This window comes from Luteimonas sp. A478 (genome assembly GCF_054052025.1).
The window spans coordinates 250271-274784 of record NZ_JBSVRF010000003.1; the positions used below are offsets into that span (position 1 = coordinate 250271).

General features: G+C 65.2%; 18 protein-coding genes and 1 riboswitch. Of the genes, 7 read left to right on the plus strand and 11 right to left on the minus strand.

All coding sequences use genetic code 11. The annotated features are described in order from the left end of the window. Positions 1 to 39 precede the first annotated feature (39 nt). A riboswitch (S-adenosyl-L-homocysteine riboswitch) is annotated at positions 40 to 118 on the minus strand. A gap of 172 nt (positions 119 to 290) precedes the next feature. Together ACW7G3_RS07735 and ACW7G3_RS07740 are read left to right on the plus strand one after the other, a co-directional pair. Continuing rightward, positions 291 to 1343 carry a GSU2403 family nucleotidyltransferase fold protein gene (locus ACW7G3_RS07735; protein ID WP_456982112.1) on the plus strand — a complete coding sequence of 351 codons (1053 nt, stop codon included), beginning with the start codon at positions 291 to 293 and terminating at the stop codon, positions 1341 to 1343. A 145-nt stretch (positions 1344 to 1488) separates the two neighbouring features. After that, positions 1489 to 3987 (plus strand): S9 family peptidase, encoded by a 2499-nt coding sequence (locus ACW7G3_RS07740; RefSeq protein ID WP_456982113.1) that lies wholly within the window; start codon positions 1489 to 1491, stop codon positions 3985 to 3987. 656 nt (positions 3988 to 4643) lie between these two features. On the opposite strand, the gene ACW7G3_RS07745 is transcribed toward ACW7G3_RS07740, so the two are convergent. Next, positions 4644 to 5084, minus strand: coding sequence for a DciA family protein (locus ACW7G3_RS07745; protein WP_456982114.1), 441 nt, complete (start codon positions 5082 to 5084; stop codon positions 4644 to 4646). An 8-nt stretch (positions 5085 to 5092) separates the two neighbouring features. Here ACW7G3_RS07745 and ACW7G3_RS07750 point away from each other — a divergent pair, with 8 nt between their 5' ends. The 3 genes from ACW7G3_RS07750 (at position 5093) to mutT (ending at position 10280) form a co-directional block, all read left to right on the plus strand. Then, positions 5093 to 6013 (plus strand): peptidoglycan DD-metalloendopeptidase family protein, encoded by a 921-nt coding sequence (locus ACW7G3_RS07750; RefSeq protein ID WP_456982115.1) that lies wholly within the window; start codon positions 5093 to 5095, stop codon positions 6011 to 6013. Positions 6014 to 6193: 180 nt separating this feature from the next. After that, a complete protein-coding gene (gene secA, locus ACW7G3_RS07755) occupies positions 6194 to 8935 on the plus strand; it encodes a preprotein translocase subunit SecA (protein WP_456982116.1) in 2742 nt (913 codons plus the stop codon). A gap of 307 nt (positions 8936 to 9242) precedes the next feature. Continuing rightward, positions 9243 to 10280 (plus strand): 8-oxo-dGTP diphosphatase MutT, encoded by a 1038-nt coding sequence (gene mutT / locus ACW7G3_RS07760; RefSeq protein WP_456982117.1) that lies wholly within the window; start codon positions 9243 to 9245, stop codon positions 10278 to 10280. A gap of 234 nt (positions 10281 to 10514) precedes the next feature. Here the strand turns inward: mutT and ACW7G3_RS07765 are convergent, their stop codons facing one another. The 5 genes from ACW7G3_RS07765 to ACW7G3_RS07785 form a co-directional block, all read right to left on the minus strand. Next, entirely contained in the window at positions 10515 to 10814 is a 300-nt protein-coding gene (locus ACW7G3_RS07765) for a HigA family addiction module antitoxin (RefSeq protein WP_456982118.1), read from the minus strand. 12 nt (positions 10815 to 10826) lie between these two features. After that, the gene (locus ACW7G3_RS07770; protein ID WP_456973796.1) at positions 10827 to 11105 is read right to left on the minus strand and encodes a type II toxin-antitoxin system RelE/ParE family toxin; all 279 of its coding nucleotides are present in this window, start codon (positions 11103 to 11105) and stop codon (positions 10827 to 10829) included. A gap of 75 nt (positions 11106 to 11180) precedes the next feature. After that, the gene (gene coaE, locus ACW7G3_RS07775) at positions 11181 to 11789 is read right to left on the minus strand and encodes a dephospho-CoA kinase (RefSeq protein WP_456982120.1); all 609 of its coding nucleotides are present in this window, start codon (positions 11787 to 11789) and stop codon (positions 11181 to 11183) included. A gap of 40 nt (positions 11790 to 11829) precedes the next feature. Then, on the minus strand, positions 11830 to 12693 hold the full coding sequence (locus tag ACW7G3_RS07780) for a prepilin peptidase (RefSeq protein ID WP_456982121.1): 864 nt from the start codon (positions 12691 to 12693) through the stop codon (positions 11830 to 11832). Positions 12694 to 12826: 133 nt separating this feature from the next. After that, on the minus strand, positions 12827 to 14002 hold the full coding sequence (locus ACW7G3_RS07785; RefSeq protein WP_456982123.1) for an ATP-binding protein: 1176 nt from the start codon (positions 14000 to 14002) through the stop codon (positions 12827 to 12829). 164 nt (positions 14003 to 14166) lie between these two features. Between ACW7G3_RS07785 and ACW7G3_RS07790 the strand changes: the two genes are divergently transcribed. Both ACW7G3_RS07790 and ACW7G3_RS07795 read left to right on the plus strand, forming a co-directional pair. Next, entirely contained in the window at positions 14167 to 14448 is a 282-nt protein-coding gene (locus tag ACW7G3_RS07790; protein WP_456973788.1) for a helix-turn-helix domain-containing protein, read from the plus strand. Between the two features lie 4 nt (positions 14449 to 14452). Then, on the plus strand, positions 14453 to 15715 hold the full coding sequence (locus ACW7G3_RS07795; protein ID WP_456982125.1) for a type II toxin-antitoxin system HipA family toxin: 1263 nt from the start codon (positions 14453 to 14455) through the stop codon (positions 15713 to 15715). Positions 15716 to 15958: 243 nt separating this feature from the next. Here ACW7G3_RS07795 and ACW7G3_RS07800 read toward each other — a convergent pair whose 3' ends face one another. From ACW7G3_RS07800 to ACW7G3_RS07820, 5 genes are all read right to left on the minus strand, one after another. Next, on the minus strand, positions 15959 to 17227 hold the full coding sequence (locus tag ACW7G3_RS07800) for a type II secretion system F family protein (protein WP_456982126.1): 1269 nt from the start codon (positions 17225 to 17227) through the stop codon (positions 15959 to 15961). Positions 17228 to 17390: 163 nt separating this feature from the next. Beyond that, entirely contained in the window at positions 17391 to 19112 is a 1722-nt protein-coding gene (pilB, locus tag ACW7G3_RS07805) for a type IV-A pilus assembly ATPase PilB (RefSeq protein WP_456982128.1), read from the minus strand. A gap of 136 nt (positions 19113 to 19248) precedes the next feature. Then, a complete protein-coding gene (locus ACW7G3_RS07810; RefSeq protein ID WP_456982130.1) occupies positions 19249 to 19689 on the minus strand; it encodes a pilin in 441 nt (146 codons plus the stop codon). Between the two features lie 543 nt (positions 19690 to 20232). After that, on the minus strand, positions 20233 to 23712 hold the full coding sequence (locus ACW7G3_RS07815; RefSeq protein ID WP_456982132.1) for a DEAD/DEAH box helicase: 3480 nt from the start codon (positions 23710 to 23712) through the stop codon (positions 20233 to 20235). Further along, positions 23699 to 24481 carry a HamA C-terminal domain-containing protein gene (locus tag ACW7G3_RS07820; protein WP_456982133.1) on the minus strand — a complete coding sequence of 261 codons (783 nt, stop codon included), beginning with the start codon at positions 24479 to 24481 and terminating at the stop codon, positions 23699 to 23701. Before ACW7G3_RS07820 ends, ACW7G3_RS07815 begins: the two co-directional genes overlap by 14 nt. Positions 24482 to 24514 lie beyond the last annotated feature (33 nt).

A 24514-nucleotide genomic window follows, 5' to 3' on the forward strand; every position in this document is an offset into this window, starting at 1 on the left:
CTCCGGTTCAATCCCGCCGCCGCAGCGGGGGAGGGTAAAGGCAACCGGGCGCCGTTCACGTTCAGATCCCGCCGAGCCTGGCCGTGCTGTTTCCACGGTCGCAGCGCCCCTCGACGGAGACCGGCCATTATAGGTGAGCGGCACGGCCGAAACCCCACGCGCCCTGACCGCCACACTGTGGCTCTTTCGAAGTCCATCCGGCGGTGAGAAGTAAGTTATACGCAAAAACATGTTGATTGCGTATAACTTGTCGGCTAGCCTCGTCATCACCACGAACAGGGAGGTAGCGCATGGCAGCGTACGAAACCCTTTCCGCATCCGCGCAAACCACCTACGCACAATTGCTGGAAGCTGCCCAGGGTGCGGAACTGACGCGCTCGATAGGCAGCCTTGGCGGTACTTTCGCCCGCAAGCAGGTGAAGGGACGCGTTTACTGGTATTTCCAGTTCATGGCGACGCCCGGACAGAAGCGGCAGTTTTACGTCGGCCCGGACAATGAACAGGTGCGTACGCTGGTGGAGGCGCACCGGCGGGGTGGGGCGACGCGCGCGCTGGAGCGGTTGGCACAGGCGGCGATCGCGCTAGGGCACGCATCCATGCTGCCGCGACATTTCAGGATCGTGCAGCGCTTAGCCGATTACGGGTTCTTTCGCGCCGGCGGCGTGCTGGTGGGAACGCATGCGTTCCTGGCCATGGGCGGCATGTTGGGGGTGCGCTGGACGGATGCGCTGCGCACCCAGGATGTGGATTTCGCGCACGCGGGCAGGACGATGACGATCGCGTTGCCGACGGACATCCAGATCGATATGCGCGAGGCGATCGAGTCGTTGCAGATGGGCCTGCTGCCAATCCAGCACATGGACGGCACGACAGGCGCGTCCTGGCTGGATCCGCGCGACCCGGAGTTCCGCATCGATTTCCTGACACCGCGCGGTCGGGGTGGCGGCGCGCCTTTCCGTCACCCGCAATTGGGCGTGCTGTTGCAACCCCTGAAGTTCATGGAATACCTGCTCGAAGACGTACAACACGCGGCACTGGTCGCGAATGCCGGCGTGGTGCTGACGAACGTGCCACATCCGGCCCGGTATGCTCTGCACAAGCTGATCGTTGCAGGTGAGCGGGCGCCCGCGAGCAGGGCGAAAGCGGACAAGGACCTCCAACAAAGCGCGGCTTTGCTGCGGGCGCTGGACGAAGCGGGACTGTCGATCCAGGTCACCGACGCATGGCACGACCTCCTGGCGCGCGGCCCGGGTTGGGCGTCACGTGCTCACGAGGGCCTGCGGCGGTTGCTGGAGCGTAGCCCGGATCCGGTGATCGAACGGATGCTGGGTTGCGCGAAATGAAGGCGCATGGCGCGCTCCGGGGTTCGGTCGGTACCGCAGCCAGGCACATCCGGGTGCGCCGCATGGCCCATGACCGAAGCCACGGGGCAGGGTTGCGCCGCAGCAGCTAGGCTGGGAGTTTGACCCTTTCAGGATGATTGAGCCGATGGCCAAGCCCGCCCTCCGGTACCTCGCCGCACCCTTGGTTGCGGCCGGGCTGATGTTCGCACCGCCGCTTTCGCTGGCCCAGGTGGGCGCTGCGCCCGCTGCCGCGAACGCCGAATCCGGCTACCTGCTGCCGCCGCCGGAGTTGCAGGCCATCGTGGACGCGCCGACCGCGCCGCAGATGATGCTCTCGCCGCGCCGCGACCTCATCGCCTTCGTCGAAACACCCGCGCTGCCCGGCATCGAAGTGGTTGCCCAGCCGGAACTGCGCCTGGCCGGCACCCGGATCAATCCGCGCACCTACTCGCAGAGCCGCTTCTCCTTCGGCACCGACCTGTCGCTGCAGCCGGTCGACGGCGGCGAAGCGCGCCCGGTGCAGGGCCTGCCGCAGCCGCTGGCGCTGGCCTCGCTGTCCTGGTCGCCCGACCAGCGCCACATTGCCTTCACCCATGTGGACAGCCGCGTCGGCGCGGTCGAGCTGTGGCTGGTGGATGTGCAGGCCCTCAGCGCCCGCCGCCTGGTCAGTCAGCCGCTCAACGCAGTCTCCGGCCGTGGATTTGACTGGATGCCGGATAGCAATCGCCTTCTGGTCCAGCTGCGGCCCCAGGGGCAGGGTGACGCGCCGGAAACCGATGGCGTGCCGAGCGGCCCGAACATCCAGGAAACCGGTCCGGGTGGTGAAATCACCCAGCTGCGCACCTATCAGGACCTTCTGTCCAACGAGCACGATGCCCAGGTGTTCGCACATTACCTGCGCAGCCAGCCCGCCATCGTGGCGCTGGACGGCAGCGTGAGCCCGGTGGGTGCACCGGACCTCTACACCGGCATCGCCGCCTCGCCGGACGGCCAGTACCTGCTCAGCCAGCGCATCGAGCGCCCGTTCTCCTACCAGGTGCCGTACTGGAGCTTCCCGCGCCGGATCGAAGTGCGCGATGCCGCCACCGGCGCCGTGGTGCATGAAGTCGCCGCCCTGCCGCTGATCGAAGGCCTGCCCTCGGGCCGCGACGCGGTGGCCGAAGGCGTGCGCCGGATCGAATGGCGCGCCGATGCGCCCGCCACCCTGGTCTGGGCCGAAGCCCAGGACGGCGGCGATCCCGCGGTGGATGCCGAGGTGCGCGACAGCGTCTTCGCCCACGCTGCCCCGTTTGCCGGCGCTCCGGCGAAGCTCGCCGACCTCGGCTATCGCTATCGCGGCGCCACCTGGGGCAACGGTGACCTGGCCCTGATCGACGAATTCTGGTGGCGCGACCGCCAGACCCGCCAGTGGCGCATTGCCCCCGATCACCCGGACCGCGCGCCAGAGCTGCTGTTCGACCGCTCCTCCGAAGACCGCTACGGCGATCCCGGCAGCCCGGTGCTGGTCTCCGACGAAGCCGGCAACGGTCGCCTGCTCACCGGCTCGGACGGCAATAGCCTGTTCCTGATCGGCAACGGCGCCTCGCCCGAAGGCGACCGCCCATTCGTGGACCGTTTCGACCTGGCCACGAAGGACACCACCCGCCTGTTCCACTCGCAGGCCCCGTACCTGGAGCGCCCCGCGACCCTGCTCGATGACTCCGGCACCCGCCTGCTGCTGACCCGGGAATCCCCGGTCGAGCCCACCAACATCTACGTGCTGGATCTGTCCGCCGACGCGGCCGAGCCCGTGGCCCTGACCGACTTCCCGCACCCGACCCCGCAGCTGCGCGACGTCAGCAAGGAACAGATCCGCTACACCCGCGCCGACGGCGTCGAGCTCACCGCCACCCTGTACCTGCCCGCCGGCTACGACACGCAGCGCGACGGCCCCCTGCCGACCCTGATGTGGGCCTACCCGCGCGAGTTCCGCTCCGCCGACGCCGCCAGCCAGGTGATCGGCTCCCCGCACGCCTTCAACCGCATCAGCTACTGGGGCCCGCTGGGCTTCCTGGCCCGCGGCTACGCCGTGCTCGACGGGCCGGCCATGCCGATCGTGGGCGAGGGCGACACCGAGCCCAATGACACCTACCTGAAGCAGCTGGTGGCCAGTGCCCAGGCAGCGGTGGATGAAGTGGTCCGCCGCGGCGTAGCCGACCCCGACCGCATCGCCATTGGCGGCCATTCCTACGGCGCCTTCATGACCGCCAACCTGCTGGCTCACAGCGACCTGTTCCGCGCCGGCATCGCCCGCAGCGGCGCCTACAACCGCACCCTCACGCCGTTCGGCTTCCAGGCCGAAGAGCGCAACTACTGGGATGCCAAGGACACCTACCTGACCATGTCGCCGTTCCACCACGCCGACCTGATCAACGAGCCGATGCTGATCATCCACGGCGAGGACGACAACAACTCCGGCACCTTCCCGATGCAGAGCGAGCGCATGTTCGCCGCGATCAAAGGCATGGGCGGGCAGTCCAGGCTGGTGATGCTGCCCAACGAATCGCACGGCTACCGCGCTCGCGAATCGATTCTGCACATGCTCTACGAAACCGACGCGTGGCTGGAAGAGCACGTGAAGCAGGCCCCCGCCACCGCGTTCTGAGCACGGCAGTGAAGCCCCACCGGCCGGTCCGAGTCCCGCGCCGGCGGGCGAGCGCCACACCTTGGGGCGTCATGTTGTAGGAGCGCGCCACGCGCGCGAAGCCGCGTGAACTGTGGTTCGCCGCAGGGTTTCGGTACCAACACGAGTTCCGGAGCCACGCCCCGACGCCAGGCGTCACGCGGCTTCGCGCGCGTGGCGCGCTCCTACAGTGGAGGCGCCTCGACAGCTGATGAGCCGCCGCCCCCCGCGCAGCCCGCACCAGCCCAGCCCCACCGCAAGGCCCCACCGCAAGCCGAGCCCCGTTGTGGCCGGGAGGCCTTCGCAGCGAAGTAAAGGAGGAGGCATCCGCCGCAGGCGGATGCCGGGGGACATGAGCAGCGAGGGCCTCCCGGCCGCGGCGGGGCCCATCAGCTCGCGACGATAAAAAGAAGAATCGGCTTTCCCCTAACAAACTTCGAAGCCGGGAAAGTCGAAAGACAGGCACGTGGGCACCATCCGCGACCACACTCACAAAAGTGAGCATCCCGTAAAGGCCTAACAAAAAATTAACGAAAACTTCCTACTTCGTTAGCGGCACGTTAACTTGCCGGTCCCGCCCGCCCGTTAGGATGCCTCGTCGTCGTCCGTTCCCTGGCAAGGTCCGGGCGGCGCCCGTCTCAGGAGGTGTCCTTACCGGTGCCGTCATCGGAAAGCGTTGCCACCACCTCACGCAGAGCCTGCTCAGCGTGAGGTGAAAGCGAACGCATGGCAGCCCGGGGCCGGGGAGCCCGGGGAACCGGCCGCGTGGTCTTGACCACGAACTCCGTGACATCCAGCCCGATGGATCGGGCCGCCGCAAGGATCTCCGGGCCGGCCAGGCGCAGCCTGGCATGCCAGATGGGCGATTCGACGAGATAAACGAGCCTCTTGCCATCCACGTTGCCCAGTCGCGCACGCGCGGCCAGCGTTGGGGGCAGAAGGGAATGCAATCTGCGGTCCATTGTTTCGAGCCACATGGCCCGGCGGACCGGATCGCCGGCACCGTCGGCCAGCAGCGCATCAAGCGCAGCTTTGGCAGGGCGGCTGGGGCGTCTGGGATGGGATCGGAAACGAGACATTTGAAAGCATGACTTTACACAGCATTTGCAGCCAGGCGCGCCAGCGCATCAAAAACGGACTGTTGCACGGCTCACGACGACTTCGCGTGATGGCCCTGCGCCGGCCCGGAGCGGCGGCCAGTCTGGTGGTGGCGGTAGGCATCGTCTGCGGCGCCGGCATCAGCAGCGCCGAGACCTCGCGTCTCCAGGCCCAACTGCAGCAGCAGGAAAAATCTGTCGAAGACACCCGCCGCAAGGCCCAGCGCGAAGTCAACGCCATGGCCGCGCGGGTGGCAGAACTCCAAGCCCAGGCCAACCGCCTCAACGCCCTGGGCGAGCGCCTGGCCCGGGCCGGCAAGCTGGTCGACGGCGAATTCGATTTCAATGAGCCGGTCGCCCTGGGCGGCGTCGGTCCGGTAGAAGACATGCCGGTCAGCGGCCTGATCCAGGAGCTGACCCACGTGGAAGACCAGCTCCGCGCCTCGGGCTCGCAGCTCTCCGTGCTGGAGGCGCTGCTGTTCGATCGCCAGCTTGAGCGCTCGGCCATCCCCTCGCGCTCCCCGGTGGTCAGCAGCTATGTCACCTCCGGCTACGGCCGTCGCGCCGACCCCTTCAGCGGTGGTCGCGCCTTCCATCGCGGCATTGATTTCCGCGCCCGCCATGGCGACCCGGTCATGGCCGTGGCCGATGGCGTGATCAGCTACGCCGGCTGGCGCAGCGGCTACGGCAACGTGGTGGAAGTGGACCACGGCAACGGCTACGTCACCCGCTACGCCCACAACACCAGCAACAGCGTGCGCGTCGGCGATCTGGTGCGCTCGGGCGAGGAAGTGGCCAAGGCCGGCTCCACCGGCCGCTCCACCGGCACCCACGTGCACTTTGAAGTGTGGGAAGACGGCCGCGTGCTCAATCCGCGCGAGTTCCTGGCCGAGGCCGCCAGCCGGGGCTGACCGCAGGTCGGGGCCACGTCCCCGACGCCCCGCCCCGACGCCCCGCGAAAACTTGAAACGCGCCCGGGCCATCCCCACGGTACAATCCGAAGTTGCCGTGAAAAGGGCGCCTCGCGCCCTTTTTCATTTCCAGCGCCCGGGCTGCGGTCCGGAGCCCCTGCAAACGGATTCCAACCACACATGCTCAATCGCCTGCTCACCAGCGTCTTCGGCAGCCGCAACGAACGCCAGCTCAAACAGCTTCAGAAGCTTGTCGACAAGATCAACGCCCTTGAAGAGCAGATGAAGGCGCTCCCAGACGCCGAGCTGCAGGCCAAGACCCCTGAGTTCCAGCAGCGCATCGCCAACGGCGAAACGCTCGACCAGATCCTGCCTGAAGCCTTCGCCGTGTGTCGCGAAGCCAGCGTGCGCGTGCTGGGCATGCGCCACTACGACGTGCAGCTGATCGGCGGCATGGTGCTGCACATGGGCCGGATCGCCGAGATGCGCACCGGTGAGGGCAAGACCCTGGTCGGCACCCTGCCCACGTACCTCAATGCCCTGGAAGGCAAGGGCGTGCACGTGATCACGGTCAACGACTACCTGGCCCGCCGCGACGCCGGCTGGATGGGGCGTCTCTACAGCTGGCTCGGCCTGAGCGTGGGCGTGGTGTATCCGGGCATGGACCACGCCACCAAGGCTGACGCCTACAAGGCCGATATCACCTACGGCACCAACAACGAGTTCGGCTTCGACTACCTGCGCGACAACATGGCGCTGTCCAAGGCCGACCGCCACCAGCGCGGCCTGAACTACGCCATCATCGACGAGGTCGACTCCATCCTCATCGACGAGGCCCGCACCCCGCTGATCATCTCCGGTCCGGCCGAGGAATCGCCGGAGCTGTACATCAAGGTCAACCGCATCATCCCCTCCCTGGTGCCCCAGGAAGAGGAAGACGGCGAGGGCGATTACTACGTCGACGAGAAGCAGAAGCAGATCCACCTGTCCGAGGCCGGCCAGGAAAACGCCGAGCGCCTGCTGCGCGAAGCCGCCATCCTCGACGAAGACGAGGGTCTGTACGACTCGCAGAACATCCACATCGTCCACCACCTCAACGCCGCCGTGCGCGCGCATGCCATCTACCAGCGCGACGTGGACTACATCGTCCGCGACGGCGAAGTGATCATCGTCGACGAGTTCACCGGCCGTACCCTCAAGGGCCGGCGCTGGTCGGACGGCCTGCACCAGGCGGTGGAAGCGAAGGAGGGCGTGCCGGTCCAGCGCGACAACCAGACCCTGGCCAGCGTCACCTTCCAGAACCTGTTCCGCATGTACAACAAGCTCTCGGGCATGACCGGCACTGCCGATACCGAGGCGTCCGAGTTCCAGAGCATCTACGGGCTGGAAGTGGTGGTCATCCCCACCAACCGGCCGATGGTCCGCATCGATAATCCCGACGCCGTGTTCCTCAACCGCGCCGGCAAGTTCCGCGCCGTGGCCCGTGATATCCAGGAGTGCAACGCCCGCAACCAGCCCGTGCTGGTGGGTACCACCTCCATCGAGGTCAGCGAGCTGCTGTCCGAGGAGCTGAAGAAGGCCGGAATCACCCACGAGGTGCTCAACGCCAAGCAGCATGAGCGCGAAGCCCAGATCGTGGCCAACGCCGGCCAGCCCGGCGCGGTCACCATCGCCACCAACATGGCCGGTCGCGGTACCGACATCGTGCTCGGTGGCTCGCTGGAAGTGGAGCTGGCCGAGCTCGGTGAAGAAGCCACCGAAGAGCAGAAGGCCCAGCTGCGCGCCGACTGGGAGCAGCGCCACCAGCAGGTCAAGGAGGCCGGTGGCCTGCACATCATCGGTACCGAGCGCCATGAGTCGCGCCGCATCGACAACCAGCTGCGCGGCCGCTCCGGCCGCCAGGGTGACCCGGGTTCAAGCCGCTTCTACCTGTCGCTGGAAGACAGCCTGATGCGCATCTTCGCCGCCGACTGGGTGCAGAAGGTGATGGAACGCATGGGCCTGAAGGAAGACGACATCATCGAAAGCCCGCTGGTGACCAAGCAGATCGCCAACGCGCAGCGCAAGGTGGAAGCCCACAACTTCGATATCCGCAAGAACCTGCTGGACTTCGACGACGTCAACAACGACCAGCGCAAGGTCATCTACGGCCAGCGCGACGAGCTGCTTGAAGCCGACAGCGTGGAGGACAACATCCTCGCCATCCGCCAGGACGCAGTGATGGCCCTGGTCACCCGCCACGTGCCGCCGCAGTCCATCGACGAGCAGTGGGACCTGCCGGGCCTGGAAGCCGCGCTGGCCGAAGAGTTCAGCCTCACCCTGGACCTGCAGGGCATGGTGAAGAGCGAACAGGAGCTGGACTCCGAAGGCATTGCCGACCACGTCTCCGAACAGGTGGACAAGCTGTTTGCCGACAAGGAAGCCGCCGTGGGCACCGAGACCATGCGCATGCTGGAAAAGCACATCATGCTCAACGTGGTCGACCAGAACTGGAAGGAGCACCTGGCGCGCATGGACTACCTGCGCCAGGGCATCCATCTGCGCGGCTATGCCCAGAAGCAGCCCAAGCAGGAGTACAAGCGCGAAGCCTTCGAGCTGTTCTCCGACATGCTCGACAAGGTCAAGCTGGAAGTGGTGACCCTGCTGGCGCGCGTGCGCATCCGCAGCGAAGAGGAGATCGCCGCGATGGAAGCCGAGGAGCGCCGCCAGATCGAAGCGCGCCTGCGCCAGGCCGACTTCCAGCACGCCGACGCCGGCGGCTACGGTTCCGACGAGGAAGCTGCGCAGGTGGATGGGCGTGGCGAACGTCCCCAGTTGCAGCAGCAGCCTGTCGTGCGCGACGGCGACAAGGTCGGCCGCAACGACCCATGCCCCTGCGGCAGTGGCAAGAAGTACAAACACTGCCACGGCCAGCTCACCTGATCGAACCCCCGTAGGAGCGCGCCATGCGCGCGAAACCGCGTGAACCCCGGTACCCGCCAAACTCCAGGCCCCACCCGCGTCGCCCCACGAAATGGTTCCGTCCGTAGGAGCGCGCCATGCGCGCGAAGCCGCGTGAACCTCGGTGCCCGGAAAAATCGCGGCCCCGTCCGTAGGAGCGCGCCACGCGCGCGAAGCCGCGTGACCATTGGCCACGCGGTGCGGCTTCGGACACGCCGTACCTGCCGACGCCTTGCCGGACGATCATGTTCACGCGGCTTCGCGCGCTTGGCGCGCTCCTACAGTGCCCATGGCTGAGCAACGCCCCGTCCACGTCGTCGCCGCCGCCATCACTGATCCGCGCGGCCGCGTTCTCCTGAGCCGCCGCACCGTCGGCCGCGACCTGGCCGGCCTGTGGGAATTCCCCGGCGGCAAGGTCGAGCCTGGAGAAACCCCCGAACAGGCCCTGGTGCGCGAGCTGCAGGAAGAGCTCGGCATCCACGTCCAGCCGGGCGCCCACCTCATCACCGTCCCTCAGGCCTATCCCAACAAGCGCCTGCGCCTGGATGTGCGCCTGGTCAGCGCCTGGAAGGGCGTGCCGCGCGGCCAGGAAGGCCAGGCTCTGGCCTGGGTGCCGCTGCACAAGCTGGCCAGCTACGCCATGCCCCCCGCCGACATCCCCGTGGTCGCCGCGCTCACCGAGCCCGACTGTTATCTCGTGACCCCGGCACCTGGCCAGGGCGACGGCCGGCCGCAAGGCAGCCTGGCGGACACCGCAGCGCAGCCCGGCGCTGACGCGGCGCAGGATGCGCAGTGGCTGCAAGACATCCAGCGCGCCCTGGCCTCCGGCATTCGCCGCCTGCACCTTCGCCTGCCGGATGCAGGGCACTCATCGCATGCCTTTTGCGCCGTTCGACGCGAATCCCTCCTTCGGCAAGCCCTTGCCCTGGCCCACGCCGCCGGCGCTCAGGCCTTCCTCAGCGGCGATATCGAACTTGCCCGCGCTACCGGTGCCGGCGTGCACCTGCGCTCCAGCCAGCTCGCCCAACTCCAACAGCGCCCGCTGCCCACATCGCTCCCGCTCGCCGCTTCCTGCCACGATGAAGCCGAACTGCAGCACGCCCAGCGGCTCGGCTGCGACTTCGCCCTGCTCGGCCCGGTCATGCCCACCCCCAGCCATCCCGGCGCCCCCGGCCTCGGCTGGACCCGCTTCGCCGCCCTGCGCGAAACCGTCTCCCTGCCCATCTACGCCATCGGCGGCCTCACCCCGGCCCACATCCCCCAAGCCCGCCAGCACGGCGCCCAAGGCATCGCCGCCATCCGCGCCCTCTGGCCCTCCGCAAATTAGTTCCCGGTAGGAGCGCGCCATGCGCGCGAAGCCGCGTGACATTGATTATCGCGCCGGGGCGTCGGTTCCCAGCGCGGTGGACGAAGCCCCGGGCCAGCGCCACGATTCACGCGGCTTCGCGCGCATGGCGCGCTCCTACAGAAGGGCTGGCCTGCGATAGCGGCGGTCCAGCGCAGCCACGTGCTGCTCCAGCACTTCCAGCGGGCATGCGGGAGCAGCCCGAAAGCGCGTGTCTCAGGCCGCCCGCGGGCGCACGGTTCGTTCGATTTCAGACAGGTTGGGCAGGGTCTTCAGGTCGTAAGCATTCTGCAGTGCCAGCCAGGATGCTGCGTCGCCACCGAAGTGCCGCGCCAGGCGGGCAGCGGTGTCGGCTGTGATCGCGCGCCGTCCATTCACGATCTCGTGGATACGCGTTGCCGGTACGCCAAGCGAGATCGATAACGCATTGGCGCTCAGGCTCAACGGCTGCATGAAATCCTCGCGCAGGATTTCGCCGGGATGGATTGGACGCATGGCATTGGTGGGACGGGACATGATGAACCTCATTCAGTGATAGTCGACGATCTCGACCTCAGCAGGACCGCCGTCAGTCCAGACGAAACACACCCGCCACTGGTCATTGATGCGGATGCTGTGCTGACCGGACCGGTCTCCCCGCAGGGCTTCCAGCCGGTTGCCTGGCGGGCTGCGCAGGAAGTCGAGCGTCTGCGCGGAGTCCAGCAACTGCAGCTTGCGTTCTGCTGCTGCCCGAATGGCCCGGAACGGACGAGGATTTCCGCCTTCGAACAGCGCCCTGCTATGGCGGCAGCGGAATGACTGGATCACGGAGATGAGGGTATTACGTGAGTCGTATTACGTCAAACGTACAAGCTGGTGGCTTTGGGGGCGCATGGCGCGCTCCTACAGAAGGGCCAGCTTCCGGTAGCGGCGGTCGAGCGCAGCCACGTGCTGCTCCAGCGCTTCCAGCGGACCATCGTTGACGATGATGTCGTCGGCGATCGCCAGCCGCTCGGCCCGTGTTGCCTGCACTTCGATCATCCGGTCGGCTAGCGCATGGTCGATGCCGTCGCGGGCCAGCAGCCGCTCCAGCTGCACCTGGCGGGGAACGTCCACCACCAGGATCCGCTGCAGCCACGGATACGCATCGCGGCCCGCCTCGGCCAGCAGCGGGATCGCCGCGATCGCATAGGGCCCCTGAGCCGCCTCGCATTCCTGGCGCACCAGCTGGCGCACCAGCGGATGCACGATCGCCTCCAGCTTCAACCGCTGCGCATCATCGTTGAACACCCGCCGCCGCATCGCCATCCGGTCCAGCGCGCCGTCGGGCGCCAGCACCTCGGCGCCGAACGTGTCCACCACCGCGGCCAGCCCCTCGCTGCCCACCGCTACCGCCGCGCGTGCGGCCACGTCGGCATCCGCCACCGTGATGCCCAGCGCCTCGAACCGCTGCGCCACCGCACTCTTGCCGGACGCCACCCCGCCGGTCAGGCCAATGATGTAATCACTCATGCGGGCTTTGTACCTGCCATGGATCGCCAGTGGAAGCCGGCTACCCCAACCCCGCATACCGCATATAGGCGCCAATCAGCTGATCGCCCCACATGAACACGATCCACCCCGCAATAGCCAGATAAGGCCCGAACGGAATGGGCGTAGCACGATCCCGCCCCTTCGCCGCCAGCCACACCGAGCCAATGATCGCCCCCGACAGCGCCGAAAGCAGCACGATCGGCAAAATCCCCGTCAGCCCGCACCACGCCCCCAGCGCCGCCAGCAGCTTGAAGTCCCCGTGGCCCATGCCTTCCTTGCCGGTGATCTGCTTGAACAGCCACCACACCGACCACAGGCTCACATAGCCCACGATCGCCCCCAGCAGCGCAGGCTTGGCGGGCATATACAGATTGTCGGCCGCTGCAATCAACCCAAGCCACATCAGGGGCAAGGTGAGCTGATCGGGCAGCAGCTGGGTGCGCAGATCAATCCCCGACAGCGCCACCAGGAACGAGGTGAACACGATCGCCCCGAAGCCCTGCCAGCCGAACCCGAAATTCCACACGCAGGCCACGAACAGCAGCGAGGTAATCAGCTCCACCAGCGGGTACTGCACCGAGATCGGCGTGCGGCAGCTGCGGCACCTGCCGCGCAGCGCCAGCCAGCTCAGCACCGGAATGTTCTCGAACCACGACAGCTGGTGCCCGCAGCTGGGGCAGTGCGAGCGCTCCACCACGATCCCTGGCGGCGGCGGATCGTACATCTCCGGCTGCTCCAGCACCTCGCGCGCCTCGCGCTTCCACTCCCACTCCATGCGCCTGGGCAGGCGCAGGATCACCACGTTGAGGAAGCTGCCCACCAGCAGTCCCAGCCCGGCCGCCAGCGGGTAGCCGAGCGCGGGGTTTGTGTCGAGGTACGCCATGGGTATCCGGTATCAGGTGAAAGGGATCAGCCGGGCGGAAAGCGCATCACGTCCAGGACGTTCCCCGATGCACGCCGGCCAGCCTTCAGGATGGTGCCACATGTGCAACCTCAAATCGACGCGGATCCCCGCCTCATCCCTCGCCACGCGGCTTGTCACCCAGGCTGCGCCAGCCCATGACGCGCACGCCGCTACGCTCGTACGCATCATTCCCACCGTGGATCAGCCACGGCATCAGAGCCTCTTCGCCCGCGAAGCGCCCGGCCTTCTGGCCTGCACGGATATAGTCGGACGTGACCGTGGCGCCGGACTTGATCTCCACCGGCTGCAGCCGCCCATCCACCTCGAAGACCAGGTCGGCCTCCACGCCATTGTTGTCCCGCCAGAAATACAGGTCCGGCGGCAGCCCGGCATTGAGGCGGGATTTCACGAACTCGCCCACCACCAGGGTCTCGAACACGGCCCCACGCAGCGGATGCAGGGCCAGCGTCTCGGCATCGCGGATCCCCAGCAGCCAGCAGGCCAGGCCGGTATCGACGAAATACAGCTTGGGCGACTTGACCAGGCGCTTGCCGAAGTTGCGATGGTAGGGCGGCAGCAGGAAGACCAGGTCGCTCGCCTCCAGCACCGACAGCCAGGCGCGCGCGGTGTGGTTGGAGATGCCCGTCTCGCCTGCGAGCGCGCTGACGTTGAGTAGCTGTCCGGTGCGCGCAGCACACAGGCGCAGGAAGCGCTGGAAGGTGGAAAGGTCCTGCACGTTCAGCACCTGCCGCACATCGCGCTCGACATAGGTGGCCACGTAGGAGGCAAACCAGTCGGCAGGCAGCAGCGGCTGTGTATGCAGGGCGGGGTACATGCCCTGCAGCAACAGCCCATCCAGGCCCAGGGCGTCGTCCCGCGCCGCGGGCAGCTCCTGCAGCGACAGCGGGAGCAGGCGGGTCATGCCCACCCGTCCGGCGAGCGACTGGGTGACGCCGGACAGCAGACCGAACTGTTGCGAACCCGTCAGCACGAAGCGCCCTGGCGTCCGGTCCGCATCCACCATGCCCTGCAGGTATGAGAACAGGTCCGGCCAGCGCTGTGCCTCGTCGAAGATGGTGCCCTGCTCGAACCTGGCCAGGAATCCGCGTGGGTCCTCGTCGGCAAAGGCGCGCTCCTGCGGGTCTTCCAGGCTCACGTAGGCTTTGTCGGGGAACAGCTCGCGCGCCAGTGTGGTCTTGCCGGACTGGCGAGGCCCGGTCACGGCGACCACGGGAAAGCCCTGCGCCAAGCGCAGCAGGGTAGGAGCCAGAGCGCGTGGAAGGAACATGGCGCTATCTATACATATTGGAAACTACAAAGTCTATATGTATGAGAGCTCCACCGGCCGACTGCCTTCTTGGACGCGCGAAGGTGCCCTCCATGTGAACCGACTGATGTACTGAATAAAAGACACCAGTTGATTATCTGTCCATAATGTCCTAAGTTCGCGACATGTCGAGCCCGCTGCTCCCCATCCGTTCCCTGCATGACCTAGGTCAGACGGTTCGTCACCTGCGCCAGCGCGAAGGACAGCGGGCGGTGTGGGTGGCGCGGCAATCCGGCCGTAGCCGCGATCTGTTGCATCGCCTGGAGTCCGGCGGCGATATCACTGCCAGCGCGCTGCTGGACATCCTTCAGGCCATGGGCTGCGTGCTGCGCATCGAAAAGGCCGGCCTGCCCACGATGGATGAAATGCGCCAGCGCTTCGGCGATGGCGGCGAGCCACAGGACTGATCCCATGGCCGCCGATTCCATTCCCGAACAGATCCGCCTGCTGGAGCTCGATGTTGCCGGCGAGCTGTCCGGCCAGCTGTTGCGGCAATCAGGCTATGAATACCGCTACCTGAATCCCGTTGAAGACCAGCCCTCCGTCGGCTTGCTGATGCCGCCCACCCGGCTCACCTGGCGCGATGGCGACCTGTTTCCGGTGATGGACCAGAATCTGCCCGAAGGCGACCTGTTCAACCGCCTGCGGCAGCAGTTCCCCAAGCAGGCCATGACCGCCATGCGCCTGCTGGCCATGATTGGCCACAACGGAATCGGCCGCCTGGGCTACCGTCTGTCCGGCTACAGCGTGCCCGCGCCGCCACGCGTCCTGGCCCGCGAAGAACTGCTCGGCCTGCGTTACAGCGCAGCCGTCTTCGACGAACTCGTGGCTGCCTACCTGTCCACCGGAATCGGCATAGCCGGCATGCAACCCAAGATCATGGTGCCCGACCGGGCGAGCATCCCCATCCCCACCCTGATCGTGAAGACCGCAAGCGACAGCTATCCGGGCCTGGCCGCCAACGAGTACCTGTGCATGACCGCCGCCGCCCGCGCCGGCATCCAGACCGCCCGCGTGGACCTGAGCCACGACGGCCGGATGCTGATCGTGGACCGCTTCGACATTGCCGAAGACGGCACGCGCCTGGGTTTTGAGGACGTTGCCTCGCTCATGGGCCTGCGTGTGCGCGACACCTTGTCCGAGCGCAAATACCACGGCAGCTATGAAAGCGTGGCCGGCCTGCTGGGCATGATCACCAGGGGGAAAGCCGAGCTGCGGCGCTTCTTCGAGCAGTTGGCGTTTTCCGTCATGGTCGGCAATGGCGATGCACATTTGAAGAACTTCGGTGTGCTCTACCAGGGGCGCGCGGACGACATCCGGCTGGCGCCGATGTTCGACGTGGTCAGCACCCGCATCTACCGCTACCAGCGTTCGCCCGGCGGCCCCGAGCTGGAAGACAGCACCCTGGCCCTGCGCCTGTGGGCGGGGACGAAACAGCGGTCAAAAAGCTACCCGTTGCAAGAAGATCTGGCCCGCTTCGGCCGCGACGTATGCGGCGTGGGCGCGCCCGCCCACGTGTTCCAGCGCATCGCCGACAGCCTGCATGCCACCCTGGCATCGGCCCAGGCCGACGAACGCATTCCGCATGATCTGGTCGAACGACTGCGGCCGGTGTGGGAAGCGGGGATGGTGTTCGCCGCGTCGTCCCGACAGCGGGGATCCGGTTCATCCTGACCTGGTAGGAGCGCGTCTTACGCGCGAAGCCGCGTGACATGTGGCCGCGCGGCGCGGCTTCGGGGACCGCGCTGTACCCGATGCCCCGACCCACCGCCGCGATTCACGCGGCTTCGCGCGTAAGACGCGCTCCTACAACAGCGGGGGCCGCTCCACCGCGCCGGGAGGCCTCCCCGGGCGCCATAAAGAAAAATGCCCCGGAGGTCCGGGGCATTCCGTGTGGTGCGCGCGGCTGCGGTGTGCCTAGACCGCCGCGGCCAGCTTGAAGATCGGCAGGTACATGCCGATCACCATGCCGCCCACCACCACGCCGATGAAGATCATGATCAGCGGCTCGATCAGGCTGCTCAGCGCGTCCACCGCGTTGTTCACCTCTTCCTCGTAGAAGTCCGCCACCTTGTACAGCATGGTGTCCAGCGCGCCTGCCTCTTCGCCGATGGCGGTCATCTGCACCACCATGTGCGGAAACAGGTTCACCTGTTTCATGGCCATGTTCATCTGGTAGCCCACGGCCACGTCTTCGCGGATGCGGTGGGTGGCTTGCTCATACACCAGGTTGCCAGTGGCGCCGGCAACCGATTCCAAGGCTTCCACCAGCGGCACCCCGGCCTGGAAGGTCGTGGCCAAGGTGCGGGCGAAGCGGGCGATGGCTGCGTTGTGCAGCACCTGGCCGATGATCGGGATCTTGAGCATCAGCCGATCCATGGAGTGCTGCAGGGCGGGTGAACGCTTGTAGGCAAAAATGAAGCCAAAAAGTGCAGCCACAATGATGCCCAGAATCATCCACCAGTAGCTGACCATGAACTTGCTGGCAGCTACGATCATCTGGGTGAAGGCTGGCAATTCTGCCCCAAACCCTTCGAATACGGATTCGAACTGCGGCACCACGAAAATCAGCAGGACCGCGCTGACGATGATCGCTACCGCGACCACCGTGATTGGGTAGAACAGGGCCTTCTTGATCTTGCCCTTCAGTGTCTCGATGTTTTCCTTGTAGGAGGCGATGCTGTCCAGCACCGTTTCCAGCACGCCCGCGGCCTCACCCACCTTCACCAGATTGCGGGTGAGCTCATCAAACTGTACCGGGTACTTGCCCAGCGCCTCGTTGAATGGACTGCCGCCCTCGATATCGAGGCGGATGGCGTTCACCATCTCCATCATCTTCGGGTTCTTGTGCCCGTTGCCGATGATCTCCAACGACTGCACGATGGGCACGCCGGACTTGATCATGGTGGCAATCTGCCGCATGAATACGGCGATTTCCTTGGGGGTGATGGTCTTGCCGGTGCTGCCGAACAGCGGCTTGGGCTTGGCCTTGACCACCGTAGGCATGATGCCCTGGCGGCGGAGCTCGGCGCGCAGCAGGTTGGCGTTCTTGGCCTGCTGCTCGCCCTTCATCTTCTGGCCGCGCTTGTCGGTGCCTTGCCAGACAAAGGTGTCCAGGGTCACGCCTTGGCGCGCTGTCCCGGCGGATCGTGCGGACTTCCTGGCGGCGGTACGGCTCATGGACATTGTTGTGACTCCCCTGGCCCGGCCTCCCCAGCCGGTCGATTCCAGCATGGTAGCGGGTCGCGGGCACTTGTGTAATTCGGCAGTGTGACGCCGAGCCGGGTTTGGCCCGCCCTCCGTCCCAGAACGCCACCTGCATCATCCAGTGGGCACCGCAACGGTCGAACTAGTCGGTCGTCACCCGGTCGATTTCCGCCAAGCTGGTGACTCCTTGCTTCACCTTCATCAATCCGGACTGGCGCAGGTCTCGCACCCCGGCCTTCTGTGCCGCCTCGGCAATCTGCAACGCATTGCCCCCCTGCAGCACAATCTCCTGGATCTCCTCGCTCATCGGCATCACCTGGTAGATGCCGGAGCGGCCCTTGTAGCCGCTGGTGCACTCGTCACAGCCCACCGCATCGTAGATCTTCAGGCCTTCGTGGATTTCATCGCTGGTAAAGCCTTCGGCAAGCAGCGCCGCTTCGGGCAATTCCAGCGGCTTCTTGCATCGGTTGCACAGTCGCCGGGCCAGGCGCTGGGCAATCACCAAGGTCACGGAACTGGTGATGTTGTACGGCGCCACCCCCATGTTCATCATGCGGGCGATGGTTTGCGGGGCATCGTTGGTATGCAGGGTGCTGAGCACCATGTGGCCGGTCTGGGCGGCCTTGATGGCGATTTCGGCGGTTTCCAGGTCACGAATCTCGCCCACCATGATCACATCAGGGTCCTGGCGCAGGAAGCTGCGCAGCGCGGCGGCAAAGGTCATGCCGCGCTTCACGTTCATCTGTACCTGGTTGATCCCCGATACCCGGATTTCCACCGGATCTTCCACCGTGGAGATGTTGCGCTCATCGTTGTTGAGGATGTTCAGCGCGGTGTACAGGCTCACCGTTTTACCCGAGCCGGTGGGGCCGGTCGCCAGCACCATTCCGTAAGGCTTCTGGATCGCCTCCATGAACAGCTGCTTCTGGTCTTCTTCATAGCCCAGCTTGTCGATTCCCAGCTTGGCCGCGCTGCCATCCAGGATGCGCAGCACCACCTTCTCGCCAAACAAGGTGGGCAGGGTGCTTACGCGGAAGTCGATCTGCTTGGTCTTGCTGAGATTGAGCTTGATGCGGCCGTCTTGGGGCACCCGCTTCTCGGCGATATCCAGTTGGGCCATCACCTTCAGCCGGGCAGTGATGCGCTGGTTCAACTTCACCGGCATCTTTGCCGCTTGCTTCAGGATGCCGTCGATGCGCAGGCGCACCCGATAGTCGGTCTCGTAGGGCTCGAAGTGGATGTCGGATGCGCCCTTCTTGATCGCATCCACCAGCACCTTGTTGATGAACTTGACGACTGGGGTGTCGTCACCCTTGACGTCACTGCCGCTGTCACTTCCTGCTTCGTCGCCACCGACATCCAGGTTCTCCAGTCCTTCCGCATCCTCCAACGCGTCGCCGAAACTGTCTGTGGCATCCAGCCACAGTTCCAGCGTCCGCCGCAAGATGTCCTCATCCACCAGGATTGGTTCCACCACCAGGTTGGCGTTGAACTTGATCTCGTCCAACGCATGACTGCCGGTGGGGTCGCTGGTGCCGACGAACAGCTTTCCGCCCCGCTTGAACAGCGGCAGCACGTTGTGCTTACGCAGCAGCTCTTCACTAACGAGTTTGATTGCGTCCTGGCCGACGTCCATGACCGACGGGTCAAACAGCGGCATGCCGAACTCAATGGAGTTGGCTGCGGCCAGTTGGGCAGCGGTTACCGCCTTCTTCTCTCGAAGCCACAGGGCAACTGGCTTGCGCTCGGCGGTAGCCTTGTCCAGTGCCTCGCGCGCCGCACCCTCGTCCAGTGCGCTGTCCAAGACTAGGCGGCGAGCAATCCCGGTGATTCCTAAAAGATTTGGGTTGGCGGTAGATGACATAAATGTCTATGAGGTTGGCCTTACAGGATCATAATTTATTGCAGTAGCCTTTTGGGGTTCGCTGGCTGGCAGCAAGCAAGAAAAAAGGCCGCGGTGGCGGCCTTTTCTCATGTGCATGCTTCAGTGGCGGTGCAAATTAAGGTGCGGTGCAGTCGCCCGGCAGGTAAGAATCCTTCCAGTTGCCAGGTCGGGTCGTGACAGTACACGTCCACACTCCATCGACATCGCGATTCAGATTCACCGTGGCAGTGTCGACCCGCGGATTACCCGAGAGCAGGCACTGCAGTGCCGGAGTGCCGACGCCAGCAACCGGTGCGGTTGTGGTCATGGTGCAGCGCTCGGTGGTAGCTGCAAGTCCCATGTTGTCATTGGTGTAGTAGGCGGCGATCTTGTCTTCGTTAATGCCCACTTCGTACGCGGTTTTGGCGCCGGTGATTTCTGCCAACCCTGACGTAACCTGCGAGCGGGCCACATAGTCCTGATAAGCCGGCAGCGCAATCGCCGCCAGGATGGCAATGATCGCCACAACGATCATCAGTTCGATCAGGGTGAAACCCTTCTGCATGGACTTTTTCATTTGTGTATCCCCTAGGAGTTGTTGAAGTCACGTGCCGCATGGTCGGCTGGCGCCGGGTCCTTTGGGCAGCCGTGCGATACCGCACGTGCAGTGAAGAGTACGCATGATGCGTGCCAAGGTGGACATTGTGGAAGCGGTCAAGTGGGTTGTTCGGGGCGGGTCACAGTTGACGGACAACTGGCTGCGGTGGCGGTGCTTTTTCGCGTCACTTGTTGACGTGAACTGACAAAGTTTGGATCTGGGGTTTGCCCTAGGTGTGGAGAAGTGTGACGGTCGTCGCGACTTGCGCCGCAAATCCTTAACGAGCCCGCAGTGGCAGCCCTGTGTACCAGGGTGTCCAGCCCTCCGGATGGACGAGAACGACTTGTGGATCTGCGCCCAGGCCAAGGAGCGGGATGTAGCTCTTATCACCACTTGATACCGATTTCCGCGCTTTTGAGGCTGCTGATCGGGACATCAGGGTTCTGTTCGTACAGCCTTGAGGGTCACGCCGGTCATCACTCCCGCGAAGGCGGGAGTCCATGGAACCTCACACGGCACACCCTAGGGATCGGCAGGTGGCCAGAGCGGTTCTCCACGGCCGACGCGCAACACGTCGACCAACCTGGTGTTGCCCGACAGCCGCCCCGAGAGCAGGCTGGGTTTGGGGTCAACGGTCGGGTTCCTGAAGGCAGCGACGGGTTGGTAATCGGCGGTGGCCAACCAGGCCCGCCCGTCTCCGTCATCGGTGATGATCCGGTAAAGTCCGGCGGGCGGCACGGCACCAGTGTCCAGCAGGCGCCTGAAGCGCTTGATCGACCAGCGCTGGATGCCCCCGCTGAGCGCCTCGGTCCGAAAGCGCGCCCAGAGCGCGGCGGTGTCGGGCGTCGGCCAGTCGCCAGCGTCGGTACGGGCGGTGATCTCGTCCGACTGCAGCCACGCGCGCATGTCGGCGGAGGTGACGAAGGCAGGTTCCGTCTGTTCGATGGCCGCTATGGCGGCCCGGCGTGACGGCAGGCCGGCGCGGATCAGCATGGCCATCATGAACCGGGGAACGCCAGTTTCGACCGCCGCCGCCGCACTACCCGTCACCGTGTCGGGTGACCAGCCCAAAGCCATGCGGCGGGTCCGGACGGCTTCCAATGCCCAGACCAGGCGGTAGGTGAAGGCGTCTTCGACAGCCCGCATATTGTGTGGGCCGATGCTGGAGACGGGCTCGCCGGCAACCCAGCTGTGCAGGATGGTCTTCCAGTTGGGCGGCAGCGCGCTCCCCGTGTCGGGGATGAATGGCCGCATGAACAGCAGACGCTCTCCCAGCCTGCCAAGTGCGTCGGCGAGTTCATCGGTGTCGCCGCGCAGAGCCGCGCTGTCTGCCCGGTCGAGAAGGTCGGCCAGTTCGGCGGCCATGGCGTCGATGGCCAGACCCGCCTCCAGCCCGACGCCCATGGAGAAATGTCCGCGGCGAACCAGGGGAGTGGTGCTTTTCCAAATGAGGGCGGCTCGGGCCAGGAGCACCCTTTTGTGTGACGGGGCGACGTCCTCCGACTGACGAGCGAGTTGCCGGGCCCAAAGCGATCCCCTGAGGGCTTCGTCCAGCAGCTTGGGCAGGTCAGCCTCGTTGGCTTCCAACGCTTCGACCAGCCCGAAAACGATGGTGTCGAGACGTTCAACGAGCTGAGGCAGGGGTTCTTCGTCGATGCCTCCGCCGTCCTCGTCCGGCGGCTGGCGCTCTGCCACGGGTAAGCCGTGATCAAATGTTCGCGGGTCTTCGTCGGGTGAGCCCCAGGCTTCGCGTGCGTTGGCGAGATACTCCCAAGCGTCGTCGCGATTCAGAACTCCAATCTGTGCCAGCCGTTCGAGGATCTCTGCGACGACATGGATCAGGCCGCTGCGAAGTGTCCTGGCCTTGGTAGAAGCAACAAGTGCCTTCCATTCCCTGGTCCGCCACTGGATATCTTCGAACATCACGTGGACGATCAATCCTTCGGCATCGACAAAGGCGCGCCCGGCCCGGCCCGCCACATTGGCGAACTCTTCGCCCTTTATCTTCTCGGAGGCGCGATACAGCGCGGGTACCAGCAGCACGGCAGCGTTTAGATTGAGGCCTTGGGATAGGGTTGGAGAAGCAACGATGACTTTCAGCACACCTTCGGTCAGGAGAAGCTCCAGCTCTCGCAGGAACGGGCTCGGAAGCCGACCGTGATGGATGGCGACACCGGCCTTGAGACAGACAATGGCGGGGTGATCCTCTCCGAGCCATTCGTTGCCGACTTCCAGGGCGCGCGCGATTGAGGCGTCATCGTCTAGCAGTGAGTCTAGGTAGCCGCGCTTGCAGAGGTCGACAACCTGTTTGCCGTAGCTTTCGACCCAGTTCGCCTGGGTGGAGAAGATCAGGGTGCGTTTGCCCTGGCTGGCAAACTCCCAAGCCGCGAACAGGGTGAGGTGGGAGTTGCCGCGAGGATAGGGCTTTCTTTCTTGTCCAAGCGCTGGTCTTTCCACGACGAATCTGTTAATGAAAGGGCCGTCGTCATCAAGGTCAAGTCGCAGCAGCGCGTCCTCGCCCCGCCAGGCCAACATGCCGAAGCGCTGGCGGGTTGGGCGCCAGCTGGAGTGCACCGGCTGGCCGGGCTCGTCGGAGCGGATCCAGGCGGTGAGGTCATCGAGTTCGTCGCCGCTGGGTAGGATGGCGGAAAGGCAGACGATCCGGCGTCCCGGTGCATCGGCGCGTCGAAGGAGGCGCTGCACGAGGATCTCGTAGCGGATTTCCCGTTCGCTCGGACCAATCATGTGCCCCTCGTCCAGGACGATCAGGCCAACGTCGTTGATCAACGTGGGATCGTTTCTGAGTGCAAAATCGAGCTTTTCAGGCGTCGCGATGATGATTTTGCGGGTACGCAGCGCGTCTTCGTCACCGGCCGAAAGGCCGCTGGCGCCATAGAGTGAAGAGACGCTGAAACCGAGCGGGGCAAACGTCCGTCTGAAGGATCGCTCGGTCTGTGCGGAAAGTGCGCGCAGTGGCGTGACGATCAATACCCTCTGCCCGGAGGACAGTGTCATCAGCGTGGCGATCTCGGCCACCCGGGTCTTGCCGGCGCTGGTGGGCAGGGCGACGACCAAGTCGTCGGTTACGTCGGTGGAGCGACGGGCGGCTTCGCGCTGTGATGGCCACAGTTCCACTTCCGAGGTCCTGCGGGCATACAGCGAGGAAATGAACATCCGCCGCAGGTTGGGATAGCTTTCCTCCGCGCCCTCCGGCGGGTCGACCGGCAGGGTCTGGTGTAGCGAATGCTGCCACAGGTCGTCGATCAGATGGAGGCAGAGACTTGCAGTCCACCACGTTGGCACATGGCCGGCGTTGTCCGCCAAGCTAACGGTGGTGGCAAGCAGGGCCCGTGCACTTTCAAGTGGCTCGGGGTCGCCGGTTTCAAGCGCGAATTCAAAGAATGCCAAGGAGCGGCAGATGGTGGTGTCGAGGATGACGGAAAGGGCTTCGTCGATGTCGGGATCATCGCTTCGCAGGGACTCGGCGATCCTTTCGTCGCCATGGTCTTCGTCGCTGAGCCAGTCGCGCACGAGCCTGCGCAGCCGGTCGAGGTCACGCAGTATCAGGTGGCGAATCGCCGTCTCGCCCGGGGTGGCGTTGAGGTCGTCGGCCTCTCCGTTGAAGAGCGAGTAGGCGACGGCAGAGAAGCCGGCCAGGTGGTAAGCGGCTGCTGCAATGGTGCGACGGAACCCGCGATCGGGGGCTTCCGGGTCACCGTTGCGCACCAGGGCTTCAAATGCGTTGGCGGCGCGCTCGAAGGCCGTGTTAGTCAATTCCGATGCGCCTGTTCGGACGCGCAGGGCCATTGCGCCCCGGAGCAGGGCGAAGCCGTGTTCAGCCAGGTCGGTTTCGATCGTTGCGCTGAAGGCGGGTGCGTTGGCCGGAAGTACGCCGTCCTCGCGCATCAGCGACCAGGCGGCACCCCGATACAGTAGGCGGCCAAGAATGCCGTCGGCGGTTGCGGTCGTGAGGAACGCGGTCAGCTCGTCAGTCGTTTCCAAGGTCTTCGGCCTTCAGATAGATTTGCTTGATGAAGTCCTGGTGGTCATGGAGGTGGATGTTCACGACGTAGTGGTCCCGATTGGAGCTGGCGGTCTCCAAATCCTCTTTGAGCGAGGCGTGAGGACCGTTGCCGGAGACGGTGAACAGCATGTGGTCGATGCGATCGGCGCGCAGTGACTTCAGGCCGACTTCATCGCGCAGGCTGCGGCCGAGGCTGTTGTCATCGGTGTCGTGGCTTTCCAGCAGGCGATTTGCGACAAATACTAGGGAGTCGGGCGTGCAGCGGCCGCTGTCCCGGTTGAGTACGCTGCGGGCGTTCGTAACGGTAGTCTTGCCAAGCTTCTGGTTGCTCTTGGCTTCGCCTTTCAGGAGCCAGAGTTTTTCGCCGGCGCCATCGTAGCCGGCGCCGATGAAGTCGTCGCCACGCATGGCCATGCTGCGGCCATCTTTGTAGCGGAGGCGACGCACCGGTACGCGCAGGCCAACCTCTTCTTCCACGAGTTCCGTTGCGAGGATCTCGCCCAGGTCTCCAGAGCGGCTTCTTGCTGTTTGGGGCATTTCGGCCCGAAGGATCTCGCTGGCAACTTCATAGCCCAGCCGCTTTACATCGTCAGCAATGTTTTCAAGTCGGTCGTAGTGCGAGCGGACGGTCTTCACCAGCGCATCGTGGACCGCATCGCGCCCACCTTCCTTCTCGAGGTAGGTCCAGTAATGCTTGCGCTTGTTCTCTTCCTTGGTGGCCTTGCACCACTTCCCGTAAAGCCCCATGGCGTCCTGCTCCCCCCCGTTGGTTACCACGAT

Excerpts from the sequence above, each read along its gene's own strand:
- ACW7G3_RS07735 (WP_456982112.1), top strand. The coding sequence starts at position 291 with ATGGCAGCGTACGAAACCCTTTCCGCATCCGCGCAAACCACCTACGCA.
- ACW7G3_RS07740 (WP_456982113.1), top strand. The coding sequence starts at position 1,489 with ATGGCCAAGCCCGCCCTCCGGTACCTCGCCGCACCCTTGGTTGCGGCC.
- ACW7G3_RS07745 (WP_456982114.1), bottom strand. The coding sequence starts at position 5,084 with ATGTCTCGTTTCCGATCCCATCCCAGACGCCCCAGCCGCCCTGCCAAA.
- ACW7G3_RS07750 (WP_456982115.1), top strand. The coding sequence starts at position 5,093 with ATGACTTTACACAGCATTTGCAGCCAGGCGCGCCAGCGCATCAAAAAC.
- secA (WP_456982116.1), top strand. The coding sequence starts at position 6,194 with ATGCTCAATCGCCTGCTCACCAGCGTCTTCGGCAGCCGCAACGAACGC.
- mutT (WP_456982117.1), top strand. The coding sequence starts at position 9,243 with ATGGCTGAGCAACGCCCCGTCCACGTCGTCGCCGCCGCCATCACTGAT.
- ACW7G3_RS07765 (WP_456982118.1), bottom strand. The coding sequence starts at position 10,814 with ATGTCCCGTCCCACCAATGCCATGCGTCCAATCCATCCCGGCGAAATC.
- coaE (WP_456982120.1), bottom strand. The coding sequence starts at position 11,789 with ATGAGTGATTACATCATTGGCCTGACCGGCGGGGTGGCGTCCGGCAAG.
- ACW7G3_RS07780 (WP_456982121.1), bottom strand. The coding sequence starts at position 12,693 with ATGGCGTACCTCGACACAAACCCCGCGCTCGGCTACCCGCTGGCGGCC.
- ACW7G3_RS07785 (WP_456982123.1), bottom strand. The coding sequence starts at position 14,002 with ATGTTCCTTCCACGCGCTCTGGCTCCTACCCTGCTGCGCTTGGCGCAG.
- ACW7G3_RS07790 (WP_456973788.1), top strand. The coding sequence starts at position 14,167 with ATGTCGAGCCCGCTGCTCCCCATCCGTTCCCTGCATGACCTAGGTCAG.
- ACW7G3_RS07795 (WP_456982125.1), top strand. The coding sequence starts at position 14,453 with ATGGCCGCCGATTCCATTCCCGAACAGATCCGCCTGCTGGAGCTCGAT.
- ACW7G3_RS07800 (WP_456982126.1), bottom strand. The coding sequence starts at position 17,227 with ATGTCCATGAGCCGTACCGCCGCCAGGAAGTCCGCACGATCCGCCGGG.
- pilB (WP_456982128.1), bottom strand. The coding sequence starts at position 19,112 with ATGTCATCTACCGCCAACCCAAATCTTTTAGGAATCACCGGGATTGCT.
- ACW7G3_RS07810 (WP_456982130.1), bottom strand. The coding sequence starts at position 19,689 with ATGAAAAAGTCCATGCAGAAGGGTTTCACCCTGATCGAACTGATGATC.
- ACW7G3_RS07820 (WP_456982133.1), bottom strand. The coding sequence starts at position 24,481 with ATGGGGCTTTACGGGAAGTGGTGCAAGGCCACCAAGGAAGAGAACAAG.